This is a genomic window from Kluyvera cryocrescens NBRC 102467 (assembly GCF_001571285.1).
In the GTDB taxonomy this organism is placed as follows: domain Bacteria; phylum Pseudomonadota; class Gammaproteobacteria; order Enterobacterales; family Enterobacteriaceae; genus Kluyvera; species Kluyvera cryocrescens.
Window position 1 is genome coordinate 140,310 of record NZ_BCTM01000003.1, and the last position, 13,224, is coordinate 153,533.

Sequence of the window (13,224 nt, forward strand, 5' to 3'; positions counted from 1 at the left end):
TAAATGGGTTAGTTCAGGCCTAAGAAATGCTGGGCAATTTTGAAGTAAATAATCAGCCCTGTGCCGTCAATCAGCGTGGCGATAAACGGCGCTGAAACCACCGCCGGGTCGATCCCCAGGCGCTTAATCACCAGCGGAATAACCGACGATACCACCGCACTCCACAGCGTGACGCACACCAGCGTCAGGCTGACAATAAAGGTGATTTCCGGGCCAATGCCCATCATCCATGCCCGGATACAGCCTGCGGTCCCCAAAGTGATAGCCACCAGCAACGCCGTCGACATCTCTTTGCGTAAAATGCGCCCCAGGTCGCGCAGACCGACTTCGCCCAGCGCCATGGCGCGCACCAGCGTTGAGGTGATCTGCGTGCCGCTGTTCCCGCCGGTCCCAATCAATAGCGGGATAAAGAAGGCCAGCGCAATGGCTGATTCCAACGCCTCTTCGAAATGCTGGATCACGCTGCTGGTGTAGGCTTCGGCGATAAACAGCAGCAGCAGCCACACCGCGCGTTTCTTCCACAGCATCACCGGGCTGATGTCCAGATACGGTTTATCCAACGGCAGGGTGGCACCCTGGAGCTGCGCATCTTCCGTTACTTCATCCTCAAGCAACTGGGCTATCTCTTTTTCATTAAGACAGCCGATAAGCTTACCGTTATCGATAACCGGCAGCAGCGTCAGGTGATGTTTTTCAATGATGCTGGCGGCAGCGGCTCGTGAGTCCTGCGGGCCGACGTGAAACAGCGTCGTACCCATTAATTGCGTCAGCGGCTGGCTGTCATCGGCAGCCTGCAGTAATTTGCGTGTCGATAATACGCCGCGCAGGTTTTCACCGTCGACGACAAATACCGCGCACGGAAAATGATCGTCATTTAATATCTGTAAAAAAAGCTCCCGCGCTTCTTTGATATTCAGATGTTCGGGCAGGGAAATAAAATCTCGAGACATGTAGCTTGAGATAATATCGCCGGCGTGCTGCTCGACTGGGTAGAACGGTGCTGTTGCTTGAATATGTGACATTGGAAATTCCCTATAGAAAAACGCGCTTATAGGGCGAACAAAACTGGAAGAGCTGAGAAGAATCCCTACGTCCCGGTTTTAGCACTGAACAACGTATCTGTACGGTCTACACCGTCAGAAGTTATCTTGGCAACACCTTGATTCGATGGATGCCTGTATTTCCCTGTGATGGTCTCTCTCGATACCACCAGGGCGATAACTTATGTTTATTCAGGAGCCTCGCCATAACAAGATTATTAATAAATTGGCCGAGCTTGCTGATATTTATCGCCGTGAAATGATCAGGGCGGCAAATGATATTTTCTTCACCTCGTGGCTTGTGATTCATTTGGTGAGCGTAATATAGCGCGAGATTTTAATTAAGGAAGACAAAGAATATTGTTGTTGAGTAAGCGTTTAGAATTTTCTTGTGGCATAAAAAACCCGGCGTCGCAACGCTCGGCCGGGTGTAATAGAGAATAAAGCCGTTAGCGACGAGAACGCACCACCTGATAACGGCGGGTCAGATATTCGATTGGCGCGCTCCAGACATGAACCAGACGCGTGAACGGGAACAGCAGGAAAATGGTCATCCCCAGCACTAAATGCACGCGATAGACCCATGCTACACCGTCAAGATGCGCCGATGCGCCGCCGTGGAACGTCACCACCGCCTGCGCCCAGTTCACCAGTTTTAACATTTCGCTGCCGTCAGGATGTTGGGCGGAGAATGGAATGGTGGAGAGGCCAAGGCAGCACTGAATCAGCAGAATGCTGAGGATCAGGATATCGGCGGTGCTGGATGTGGCGCGAATGCGCGGGTTGGTGAGGCGACGAATCAATAGACCCGCGCCGCCGACTAGCGTCAACACGCCGCAGGCGCCGCCGAGGATCATCGCCATCAGCTGTTTCTGCGACAGCGGCAGCCAGGACTCATAGACCCAGTGCGGCGTCAGCATGCCGAAGAAATGGCCAAAGAAGATCCCCAGAATGCCGACGTGGAACAGGTTTGACCATAGCACCATGCCGCGTTTGTCGAGCATTTGGCTTGAGGAGGCGCGCCAGGTGTATTGACCGTAATCGTAGCGCAGCCAACTGCCCAACAGAAACACCGTGCCGCACAGGTAGGGGTAGATATCGTAAAAGAAGACGTTGAGGTACTGTATCATTTCGGGCCTCCCGCACGGACGTCCACGTACTGTGGCGCCACGTCCTGGCTAAAGCGTCGTTGATAGCTTTGCAGTGGGGAACTGTCGCAGGCGGTGGCATTATCTTCGATAAACTTCACCTGTTCTTCTTCCCATACCGCATCCAGCGCCTGGCGGGTGTCATCGCGTGCTTCACCCGCCACCTGTTTAGTGACACTGTCACTTGATAATGAGGTGTTGGCCAGCGCCAGCAGGGTATCGAACAGCTGATACCACGGTGCTTCGCGCTGTTTTAATCGCCCGCCGAGCAGCGCCAGAATCGGCGCGACGTTCTGCAGGCCTTCGCGCGCCTGCGCCTCGGGCAGAATGCTGAGATATTCGAGATACAGCGGCAGATAATCAGGCAACTCGCGGCAATCCAGCTGCAAACCGACCTGCTCGTACTGGGTCATCAGCTCGACCATGGCCTGGCCGCGATCGCGCGATTCGGCGTGCACGTGTTCAAACAGCAGCAGCGAGGTGGCGCGGCCGCGCTCGAAGATTTCACACCATTCGGCCTGTTTATCGAGCAGCGCCACGCCCAGGTGTTGCTCGAGGAAAGGACGCAGCGCTGGCGTATCGCTGTCGATAAGAGAGAACAACTCGTCTTTGTTCTCCCAACTGAGCTCATCGGGGTACTCCAGCAGTAGCCCGATGATTTTCAGGATCCGCATTAGTCTTTCTCCCCGATGTTGATGGCATCAATACGATGGCTGTTAAACAGGTTGAACTTGGTGTCCGACCCGTGGCAGCCGTCGCCGAAGGTGAAGCCACAGCCATTTTTTTCCGGGAAGGCGTCTTCCGCCATTTCGCGGTGGCTGGTGGGGATCACGAAGCGATCTTCGTAGTTGGCAATCGCCAGATAGCGGTACATCTCTTCGACCTGTTCAACGCTCAGGCCCACTTCTTCAATCGCCCGGGTATCGGTCACGCCTTCAACCGTCTGCGAGCGTTTGTAGTGGCGCATCGCCATCATGCGTTTGAGCGCGCGCAGCACTGGACCGGTATCACCGGCGCTGAGCATGTTGGCCAGATACTGTACCGGGATACGCAGGCTTTCGACCGCCGGCAGAATGCTGTCGGATTTCGGCAGGCCGCCCGCATCGGCAACGGATTGAATGGGTGACAATGGTGGGACGTACCAGACCATTGGCAACGTACGATATTCCGGGTGCAGCGGCAGGGCCAGCTTCCAGTCCATGGCCATTTTGTACACCGGCGAGCGCTGGGCAGCGTCGAGGGTGTTTTGCGTGATGCCCTGTTTCAGCGCTTCTTCAATCACCGCCGGATCGTGCGGATTGAGGAACACATCGCACTGACGCTCGTAGAGATCGGTTTCGCGTTCAGTGCTGGCGGCTTCTTCAATGCGGTCGGCATCGTACAGCAGCACCCCGAGGTAGCGGATGCGGCCGACGCAGGTTTCTGAACAGACCGTAGGCTGGCCGGACTCAATGCGCGGGTAGCAGAAAATGCATTTTTCGGATTTCCCGCTCTTCCAGTTGAAGTAGATTTTTTTGTACGGACAGCCGCTGATGCACATCCGCCAGCCGCGGCATTTATCCTGATCGATCAGCACAATGCCATCTTCTTCACGCTTGTAGATGGCGCCGCTCGGGCAGGTGGCGACACAGCTTGGGTTGAGGCAGTGTTCGCACAGGCGCGGCAGGTACATCATGAAGGTGTTTTCGAACTGACCGTACATCTCTTTTTGCATGGCGTTGAAGTTCTGGTCATGGGCGCGTTTCTCAAACTCGCCGCCGAGCAGTTCTTCCCAGTTTGGGCCCCATTCGATTTTGTTCATCCGCTGCCCGCTAATCAGTGAGCGCGGGCGGGCGGTTGGCAGGTTTTTGCCTTCCGGCGCGTTGTGCAAATATTGATAGTCGTAGGTAAACGGTTCGTAGTAGTCGTCGATACCGGGGATCAGCGGGTTGGCGAAGATTTTAGCCAACACGTTAACGCGGCCGCCCATGCGCGGGGTCAGCTTACCGGTAATGCCGCGCACCCAGCCGCCTTGCCATTTTTCCTGATTTTCCCAGTCTTTTGGAAAACCGATGCCGGGCTTGGTTTCGACGTTGTTAAACCAGGCGTACTCCATTCCTTCACGGCTGCTCCAGACGTTTTTGCAGGTCACGGAGCAGGTGTGGCAGCCGATGCATTTATCGAGGTTTAAAACCATTCCAACCTGTGAGCGTATCTTCATTTTGACGCCTCCTGAACCTGATCATTGCCTTCATCATCCAGCCAATTAATGTTTTTCATTTTGCGAATCATAATGAACTCATCACGGTTCGAGCCGACCGTTCCGTAGTAGTTGAAGCTGTAAGCCAATTGCGCGTACCCGCCGATCATGTGGGTGGGTTTCGGGCAAATACGGGTGACCGAGTTGTGGATCCCGCCGCGGCGTCCGGTGATTTCTGAGCCTGGAATATTCATAATGCGTTCCTGGGCGTGGTACATCATGGTCATTCCCGGCGGTACACGCTGGCTGACCACCGCACGGGCGGTGAGCGCACCGTTGGCGTTGAACGCTTCAATCCAGTCGTTATCGGCAATCCCTAGCTCTTTGGCATCGGTCTCACTGAGCCAAACAATAGGGCCACCGCGCGACAGCGTGAGCATCAGCAGGTTTTCGCTGTAGGTGGAGTGAATGCCCCATTTCTGGTGCGGCGTCAGGAAGTTGAGCGCTTTTTCCGGGAAACCGTTGGGTGGGATCGCGTTCATATGGCTGACGCTGCGGGTGTCAATCGGCGGGCGATAGGCCACCAGGCTTTCGCCAAAGTCGCGCATCCACGGATGATCCTGATACAGCGACTGCCGTCCTGAAACGGTGCGCCACGGGATCAGCTCGTGTACGTTGGTATAACCGGCGTTATAGGAGACGTGCTCATCTTCCAGACCCGACCAGGTGGGGCTGGAGATAATTTTGCGCGGCTGCGCCTGAATATCGCGGAAGCGTATTTTCTCGTCTTCTTTATTGGTCGCCAGATGTTTGTGGTCGAGCCCGGTAAATTCCCCCAACGCTTCCCAGGCTCTTACCGCCACCTGGCCGTTGGTTTCTGGCGCAAGGGCGAGGATCACTTCTGAGGCGTCAATCGCAGTCTCAATACATGGGCGGCCTTTCGCTGGGCCATCAAGCTTGACGTAGTTGAGCTTGCCGAGGAAATCGACTTCGGTGTGGGTTTTCCACGCAATCCCTTTACCGCCGTTGCCGAGCTTATCCATCAGCGGCCCGAGGGAGGTAAAGCGCTCGTAGGTGGCTGGATAGTCGCGCTCCACGGCGATAATGTTCGGCGCGGTTTTACCCGGAATCAGATCACACTCGCCTTTACGCCAGTCCTGAATGGCGAACGGCTGCGCCAGCTCCGCCGGGGAGTCGTGCTGCAGCGGCTGTAGCACCACGTCGGTTTCAGTCCCCAAATGGCCCTGGCAGATTTCTGAGAACGATTTGGCGATCCCTTTGTAGATTTCCCAGTCGCTTTTCGACTCCCATGCGGGGTCTACCGCCGCAGAGAGCGGGTGGATAAACGGGTGCATGTCCGAAGTGTTCATATCGTCTTTTTCATACCAGGTGGCGGTTGGTAGGACGATATCGGAGAACAGACAGGTGCTGGACATACGGAAATCTAGCGTCACCAGCAGATCGAGCTTGCCTTCCAGCGCTGCGGTCTGCCATTCCACTTCCTCCGGCTTAACGTCATCCGTCGAGCCCAGGTCTTCCCCCTGAATTCCGCTGTCGGCGCCCAGCAAATACTTCAGCATGTATTCATGGCCCTTGCCGGAGGAACCCAGCAGGTTAGAGCGCCAGATAAACATGTTACGCGGGTGGTTTTTGCCGTTGTCAGGCTGTTCGCAGGCCATGCGGATGTCGCCGGATTTCAGTGCCTGTACGGTGTATTCCTGCGGAGTCATCCCCAACTCTTCGGCTTTGGCCTTCACCGTCAGCGGGTTAACGTTCAACTGCGGCGCGGACGGTAGCCAGCCCATACGCTCGGCGCGGACGTTAAAATCAATCAGATGACCGGTATATTTATCCTGATTGGCCAACGGTGAGAGCAATTCCTGGGCGGTCAGTTTTTCGTAGCGCCACTGGCTGGCGTGGTTGTAGAAGTAGGAGGTGCTGTTCATCTGGCGCGGCGGACGGTTCCAGTCCAACGCGAAGGCTAGCGGCAGCCAGCCGGTTTGCGGACGCAGCTTTTCCTGACCGACATAGTGCGCCCAGCCGCCGCCGCTTTGGCCGACGCAGCCGCAGAACACCAGCATGTTGATCATGCCGCGGTAGTTCATATCCATGTGGTACCAGTGGTTGACCCCGGCACCGAGGATAATCATCGAGCGACCGTGCGTTTTGTGCGCGGTATCGGCGAACTCCAGCGCGATTTTCTCAATGTTATGCCGCGAAACGCCGGTAATCTGCTCGGCCCAGGCGGGCGTATAGGCTTTGACCTCGTCAAATCCTTTTGCCGCCAGTTCATCATCCAGGCCGCGATCGAGGCCATAGTTTGCCAGCACCAGATCGTAGACGCTCACCACCAGACGGCTGCTGCCGTCGGCAAAGGTCAGCTGTTTTGCCGGCAGTTGGCGTACCAGAATCGGATCCTGTTTCACGCTTCTGAAGTGCGGGTTTTCGTTACCGCCAAAGTAAGGGAACGCGACGCCAACCACGGTATCGCGATTATCGATCAGCGAAAGGGTGAGTTCAGCTTCTTTGCCCCCGGCCAGCGTTTGCAGGTTCCATTTGCCTTTTTCGCCCCAGCGGAAACCAATCGAACCATTCGGCGCGACCAGTTCGCCGTTGCTGTCATAGGCCACGGTTTTCCACTCTGGATTGTTGCTTTCACCCAGCCCATCGACCAGATCGGAGGCGCGCAGCATGCGGCCCGCGGTATACGAACCGTCATCGCGGCCGTCGAGCATAACCAACATGGGCATGTCGGTATAGCGGCGGCAGTAGTTGATAAAATAATCGCTCGGATTATCGAGGTGGAAAGCCTTTAAAATCACATGCCCCATGGCCATCGCCAGCGCGCTGTCGGTACCTTGTTTCGGCGCCAGCCACTGGTCGCTGAGCTTGGCAACTTCGGAGAAGTCAGGGGTGATAGCGACGGTTTTGGTGCCCTTATACCGGACTTCGGTGAAGAAGTGGGCGTCCGGGGTACGGGTCTGCGGTACGTTAGACCCCCAGGCGATGATATAGCTGGAGTTGTACCAGTCGGCAGATTCCGGCACATCGGTCTGCTCGCCCCAGGTCATCGGCGATGCTGGCGGCAGATCGCAATACCAGTCATAGAAACTCAGGCAGGTGCCGCCAATCAGCGACAGATAACGAGTCCCGGCGGCATAAGAGACCATCGACATCGCCGGAATCGGTGAGAAGCCCGCCACGCGATCGGGGCCATAGTTTTTGATGGTCCAAACGTTCGCCGCGGCAATCAGTTGGTTTAGCTCCTTCCATGAGGAGCGAACAAAGCCACCTTTGCCGCGCGCCTCTTTGTAGCTGCGGGTCTTTTCCGGGCTTTGCATAATGCTATCCCAGGCCACAACCGGATCCGGGTTTTGCGCCAGCGCTTCACGCCACAGCTCAATCAGCTTTCTGCGCGCCAGCGGGTACTTCAAACGGTTCGCACTATACAGATACCAGGAGTAGCTGGCGCCGCGAGGGCAACCGCGCGGTTCATGGTTGGGCAGGTCGGGGCGGGTGCGAGGGTAGTCGGTTTGTTGCGTTTCCCAGGTGACAAGACCATTCTTGACGTAAATCTTCCAACTGCATGAGCCTGTACAGTTCACACCATGCGTGGAGCGGACGATTTTGTCGAACTGCCAGCGCTGACGGTAGCTATTTTCCCAATCACGGTTGTTGTCATAGACCTGTCCGTGACCGTTGGCAAAGGTCTCGCCTTTCTGCTTAAAGTAGCGAAAGCGATCCAGTAGTTTGCTCATGACATTTTCTCCTGACGGAAGACAAAGTCTCCGTGGTTACACTGCTCACATTTATCCGCCATCGTTGACGTTGCAGATGCATCACCCGCAGCAGACGGATGTCCGTGGCGGGTGATGCGTGGTGTTGCTGACGTTGTGCAACTCGCACGACTTAAGGAATCGTTCTATTTATTTGGTTGTCGGTTTACGGCGGCCGTAGACCAGCCAGGTCACCAGCACGCAGACGACGTAGAAGACAAAGAACACTTTCATCGCACCAACCGGCGAACCGGTCATGGCCAGGGAGGTGCCAAAGGCTTTAGGAATGAAGAAGCCGCCGATAGCGCCGATGGCGGAGATAAAGCCCAGCGCCGCGGCGGTGTCGGTGACCGCTTCGTGCTGTGCCTCTTCATCGCTGCCGCCGCGTTTTTTCACGCTGTCGATGGTGATTTGACGGAAGATCACCGCAATCATCTGGAAGGTTGAGCCGCTGCCCAGCCCGGCGGTGAGGAACAATCCCATAAACACCACGTAGAAGGCGAGGAAACTACCGGATCCGCTGCCTGGTAAGGTCAGGAACAGCAGGCCGGAAAACAGCGCCATCAAGATGAAGTTCACCAGCGTGACCTTTACGCCGCCCAGACGATCGGAAATGACCCCGCCAAACGAGCGGGCCAGGGCGCCAATAAACGGTCCGAAGAAAGCCAGCTTCAGGATGTTGACGTCCGGGAACTGGGTTTTTGCCAGCATGGCGAAACCGGCAGAAAAACCGATAAACGAACCAAATGTCGCAAGATAGAGCAGGCTCAGTAACCACATGTGCGGGCGCTTCAATACCGGCAGTTGATCGCGCACCGACGCTTTCGAGCTGGCAATGTCGTTCATACCAAACCAGGCAGCGAGCGTCGCGATAATTAACAGCGGTACCCAGATGATGGCAGCATTGCTGAGCGTTAGCGTCGAGCCATCTTCCTGAGCGACGCCATGGAAGCCGATAAAGGTGAACATCGGCAGGAAAATAACCGCCGGGGCCACCATCTGCATCACGCTGACGCCAAGGTTGCCCAGACCACCGTTAACACCTAAGGCGCTGCCTTGTTTCGCTTTCGGGAAGAAGAAGCTGATATTGCCCATGCTGGAGGCAAAGTTCGCGCCGGCAAATCCGCACAGCAGTGCGATGGTGATAAATACCCAGTATGGAGTAGCGGTGTTTTGAATGGCCAACCCCAGCCAGGCACATGGAATGACAAGGATAATCGTACTGATAACCGTCCAGCGGCGGCCGCCCAAAATAGGCACCATAAAGGAGTAGGGCACGCGTAATATTGCGCCGGAAAGAGAGGGCAATGCGGTTAATAAAAAGAGCTGGTCGGTAGTGAAATTAAATCCCACTTTGTTGAGATTAACTGCTACGGCACTAAATAACATCCAAACGCAAAACGCGAGTAATAAGCAGGCAACAGAAATCCACAGGTTTCTCCTTGCAATTGATTTTCCTTTATTTTCCCAGAACGCCGAATTTTCAGGTTTCCAGTCTTTTAGAAGATAATGATTCTCTTTCTCATTATTTGCCATAATACCCTCGAGAGCAGCGTCATAAAAAAGAAACAAAGGAAAAACAGCGAAGTAGGTGGAGGGGGATTATTATCGCCAGGCCGTTTTATCTCTTTATCGTTGAAGAATAGATAAAAAAAGCGCGTTGTAAGAAAACGCGCTGTGAATAAAACGTTGTTAATTGTTACTAAATGTAAATTAAGAGGGATTAAGTTCTAGCGTAATATAATGTTGTATATAGCGAGTGAAGGTTTCATCATTAATTTCGTTCATCCCTAGCGCGTATATTCCATCTAAGCCACAAACCAATGCAATTAATCGCCAGGCGATATTTTCTGCGCTATCAATTGGCCGGAATTCATTGGCTTCGGTTCCCTGTAAAATGAGAGCAACGGTTTCTTTGTGCCACATATCCATCGTTAGCAGGTATGCGCCTTTCATGTCGTTATCGCTATCGGCTAACAGCTGTGCCTCGCGCCACAGACGGATGTAGGGTTCAAGCCGACCATCATCGCTGCCGACCATGGCAAATAACCGCTCGTGCCAGCTCGCATCGTCTGGGACCAGCGGCATATCAAGCATTTCGCGAATCAGCCTTACGAAGGCCAGCGACTTAAGTTCGCCAATAGAGGTGAAGTGATGGTGTACCTGCCCGCTGGCGACACCGGCAATGGTGGCAATATGGCGAACGGTCATTGCCGTAAAGCCGCCATTTAGCGCCACCTGCATCGCCGCTTTAAGGATCACTTCCCGCCGTTCATCCCGAGTTAAATAGTTCATTTTTCTTTGTTTAAGTGGGGTTTAACTGAGAATAACAAAAAATTGGACATGCGTTCAATAATCCGGCAGGATCCTTTTCCTGGACAACTGTCCAACATAAATGAAATGAGGAAAGGAACTATGTCACGCCAATGGTTAACGCTTATGGCAATTTTGATGGTCTATATCCCGGTGGCGATCGACGCGACGGTGCTGCATGTTGCCGCACCGACGCTAAGCGTCGCGTTGGGGACGAGCGGCAATGAGCTGCTGTGGATCATTGATATTTATTCATTAGTGATGGCCGGGATGGTACTGCCGATGGGGGCGCTCGGCGATAAAATCGGTTTTAAACGCCTGCTGCTGCTCGGTAGCGGGATCTTTGGCATCGCCTCGCTGGCGGCGGCTTTTTCACCCACCGCGCTGGCGCTGATTGTCTCCCGATCGCTGCTGGCTATCGGGGCGGCGATGATTGTACCGGCGACGCTTGCCGGGATCCGCAGTACGTTTGCCGAGGCGAAGCATCGTAATATGGCGCTGGGGCTATGGGCGGCGGTAGGTTCCGGCGGTGCCGCATTTGGCCCGCTGGTGGGCGGCCTGCTGCTTGAGCATTTCTACTGGGGCTCGGTATTCCTGATTAACGTGCCGATTGTGCTGGTGGTGATGCTTTGCAGCGCACGTCTGGTACCGCGCCAACCGGCGCGCCGCGAGCAGCCGCTGAATCTGACTCAGGCGCTGATGCTGATCGCCGCCATTCTGATGCTGGTGTATAGCGCCAAATCTGCACTCAAAGGGCAACTGGCAGTATGGATCACCGTATCGGTGGCGCTGGTGGGGATGCTCCTGTTGGTCACTTTTGTCCGCCAGCAGTTGGCGGCGAGCCGACCGATGATCGACATGCGCCTGTTTACTCATCGTATTATTCTCAGCGGGGTGGTGATGGCCATGACCGCGCTGGTGACGCTGGTGGGCTTTGAACTGCTGATGGCGCAAGAGCTGCAGTTTGTACATCAAAAAACGCCGTTTGAGGCGGGGATGTTTATGCTGCCGGTGATGGTGGCCAGCGGGTTCAGCGGCCCTATTGCTGGGATTTTGGTCTCACGGCTGGGCCTGCGTCAGGTGGCGACCGGCGGCATGTTGCTGAGCGCATTCAGTTTCCTGGGGCTGTCGGTGACCGATTTCAGTACCCAGCAGTGGCAGGCGTGGGGGCTGATGGCACTGTTGGGCTTCAGTGCAGCAAGCGCGCTGTTGGCATCGACATCGGCAATCATGGCGGCGGCGCCGAAGGAGAAAGCGGCGGCGGCAGGGGCGATTGAAACCATGGCCTACGAACTGGGGGCCGGGCTTGGGATCGCGCTGTTTGGCCTGATTCTGACCCGCAGCTACAGTGCGGCGATTGTCTTGCCGCAGGATCTGGATAGCGAATCCGCCACCCGCGCGGCATCGTCAATTGGCGAAGCCATGCAGTTAGCGCAGTCGCTGCCGGTTATTCCGGCACGAGCGTTGGTTGAAGCGGCGCAGACGGCGTTTATTAGCGCCCATAGCGTGGTGCTGGGTACTGCTGGCGTGCTGTTGCTGCTGTTGGCTGGAGGTATTTGGCGCGGGCTGGCGAAAGTGCCGGATCCGGTATAAGTCGGATATTGCCTAACACGGCGAGTTTACGATTGAGATACCCGGGGTGACAGCCGGGTTTGGTGTCCCTCCGGGAACCAAATCCCGGCGTTTACCCTAATCACTTTACTTACTTGAACAGTGATTGGATATCATGTTGGGCGCAGGCGCAAGCTTGTGCCCGATGACGTTTAGGGACGCCGGGTGGCGTACCAACACAGCAGTGAACCACCGCAGACCATCGCCGCACCTTGCCAGAATGACCAGGATAGCGCGGCGCTTAACAGGAATGCCGCCAGTGCCGACGACAGTACCGGCGTAAAGTAGGAGGCGGCAGCCAGCAGGCTGACGTTCCCGTGAAGAATACCGACATTCCAGGCCGCATAGGCAAATCCTAATGCCAGAGCACAGGTCACGAGTTTAATCACCACCGGCCAGCTAAAGATCATCGGCGGTTGTTCGCTCATCAGGAATTTTACCCAGAGGGCGAGTGCGGTGAATAAAACAAACAGGGTGATACCATTTTTGCCTTTGGCATACTTCGCGGTGACCGTGCAGTAGGCTGCCCAGATAAAGGCCCCCACGAATGCCAGAATATAGCTCAGCGGGCTGGAGATAACGTTGCTGCGTATTTCTGCAAGATCCAATCCGTGCTCACCGCCTAATACCCAGGTGACACCCACTATTGAGAGTAATAATCCCGGGATAACCAGCCAGGTGGTTTTTTGACCATTAAAGATAATCGCAAATAAAATCGTCAGGCTAGGCCAGAGATAATTCACCATGCCGACTTCGATGGCCTGTTGGCGAGTGCCGGCATAGCCTAATGAGAGCGCGAGGCACATTTCGTAGCTGACAAAAAACAGGCTACCTACCAGCAAATAGCGCGGTGGAATTTGGCGCAATTGTGGGAAGCCAACGGTAAAAATCAGCAGCAGGCCGCTGAGGCTGTAAATCATTGCGGCTCCGCCCACCGGGCCGAGCCCTTCGCTTACGCCGCGAATCAGACCCACCATCGTACTCCACAAAATAATGGCGCTAAATCCAATGAGCGTCGCTCTTTTCTTATCCATGCCCGACCTGATGCTTTAATCAACGAAGTCTGCGGTTATAGCATTTTTTCACCTTGGCTGGTGATATTTTTCCGCAGCGCCTAACCCTAAAGGATTAATAAAAATCGCGGACGTTGACTATTA

At 55.2% G+C, this 13,224-nt stretch carries 9 protein-coding genes and 1 riboswitch; of the genes, 1 reads left to right on the top strand and 8 read right to left on the bottom strand.

Translation table 11 applies throughout. From position 1 onward, the window contains the following. Positions 1-8: 8 nt before the first annotated feature. The 7 genes from KCR01S_RS03280 to KCR01S_RS03310 form a co-directional block, all read right to left on the bottom strand. On the bottom strand, positions 9-1,022 hold the full coding sequence (locus KCR01S_RS03280) for a magnesium transporter (RefSeq protein ID WP_061279728.1): 1,014 nt from the start codon (positions 1,020-1,022) through the stop codon (positions 9-11). A 56-nt stretch (positions 1,023-1,078) separates the two neighbouring features. Next, a riboswitch (M-box (ykoK) riboswitch) is annotated at positions 1,079-1,261 on the bottom strand. A 228-nt stretch (positions 1,262-1,489) separates the two neighbouring features. Beyond that, positions 1,490-2,170 (bottom strand): respiratory nitrate reductase subunit gamma, encoded by a 681-nt coding sequence (gene narI / locus KCR01S_RS03285; RefSeq protein WP_061279729.1) that lies wholly within the window; start codon positions 2,168-2,170, stop codon positions 1,490-1,492. After that, positions 2,167-2,862, bottom strand: a complete 696-nt coding sequence (gene narW, locus KCR01S_RS03290) for a nitrate reductase molybdenum cofactor assembly chaperone (RefSeq protein ID WP_061279730.1) — start codon at positions 2,860-2,862, stop codon at positions 2,167-2,169. Before narW ends, narI begins: the two co-directional genes overlap by 4 nt. Next, entirely contained in the window at positions 2,862-4,388 is a 1,527-nt protein-coding gene (gene narH / locus KCR01S_RS03295) for a nitrate reductase subunit beta (RefSeq protein WP_061279731.1), read from the bottom strand. Before narH ends, narW begins: the two co-directional genes overlap by 1 nt. Beyond that, positions 4,385-8,125 carry a nitrate reductase subunit alpha gene (locus KCR01S_RS03300; protein ID WP_061279732.1) on the bottom strand — a complete coding sequence of 1,247 codons (3,741 nt, stop codon included), beginning with the start codon at positions 8,123-8,125 and terminating at the stop codon, positions 4,385-4,387. Before KCR01S_RS03300 ends, narH begins: the two co-directional genes overlap by 4 nt. Positions 8,126-8,293: 168 nt before the next feature. Beyond that, the gene (locus tag KCR01S_RS03305; protein ID WP_061279733.1) at positions 8,294-9,679 is read right to left on the bottom strand and encodes a NarK family nitrate/nitrite MFS transporter; all 1,386 of its coding nucleotides are present in this window, start codon (positions 9,677-9,679) and stop codon (positions 8,294-8,296) included. Between the two features lie 177 nt (positions 9,680-9,856). Then, positions 9,857-10,438 (bottom strand): TetR family transcriptional regulator, encoded by a 582-nt coding sequence (locus tag KCR01S_RS03310; RefSeq protein ID WP_061279734.1) that lies wholly within the window; start codon positions 10,436-10,438, stop codon positions 9,857-9,859. Between the two features lie 120 nt (positions 10,439-10,558). Here KCR01S_RS03310 and KCR01S_RS03315 point away from each other — a divergent pair, with 120 nt between their 5' ends. Beyond that, positions 10,559-12,049, top strand: coding sequence for an MFS transporter (locus KCR01S_RS03315; protein WP_061279735.1), 1,491 nt, complete (start codon positions 10,559-10,561; stop codon positions 12,047-12,049). Between the two features lie 170 nt (positions 12,050-12,219). Here KCR01S_RS03315 and yddG read toward each other — a convergent pair whose 3' ends face one another. Next, positions 12,220-13,101, bottom strand: coding sequence for an aromatic amino acid DMT transporter YddG (gene yddG / locus KCR01S_RS03320; protein ID WP_061279736.1), 882 nt, complete (start codon positions 13,099-13,101; stop codon positions 12,220-12,222). Positions 13,102-13,224 lie beyond the last annotated feature (123 nt).

What these genes read in the sequence shown, in the direction of transcription:
- narH (WP_061279731.1), bottom strand. Translation starts at nt 4,388, where the DNA reads ATGAAGATACGCTCACAGGTTGGAATGGTTTTAAACCTCGATAAATGC.
- KCR01S_RS03300 (WP_061279732.1), bottom strand. Translation starts at nt 8,125, where the DNA reads ATGAGCAAACTACTGGATCGCTTTCGCTACTTTAAGCAGAAAGGCGAG.
- narW (WP_061279730.1), bottom strand. Translation starts at nt 2,862, where the DNA reads ATGCGGATCCTGAAAATCATCGGGCTACTGCTGGAGTACCCCGATGAG.
- KCR01S_RS03305 (WP_061279733.1), bottom strand. Translation starts at nt 9,679, where the DNA reads ATGGCAAATAATGAGAAAGAGAATCATTATCTTCTAAAAGACTGGAAA.
- yddG (WP_061279736.1), bottom strand. Translation starts at nt 13,101, where the DNA reads ATGGATAAGAAAAGAGCGACGCTCATTGGATTTAGCGCCATTATTTTG.
- narI (WP_061279729.1), bottom strand. Translation starts at nt 2,170, where the DNA reads ATGATACAGTACCTCAACGTCTTCTTTTACGATATCTACCCCTACCTG.
- KCR01S_RS03315 (WP_061279735.1), top strand. Translation starts at nt 10,559, where the DNA reads ATGTCACGCCAATGGTTAACGCTTATGGCAATTTTGATGGTCTATATC.
- KCR01S_RS03280 (WP_061279728.1), bottom strand. Translation starts at nt 1,022, where the DNA reads ATGTCACATATTCAAGCAACAGCACCGTTCTACCCAGTCGAGCAGCAC.
- KCR01S_RS03310 (WP_061279734.1), bottom strand. Translation starts at nt 10,438, where the DNA reads ATGAACTATTTAACTCGGGATGAACGGCGGGAAGTGATCCTTAAAGCG.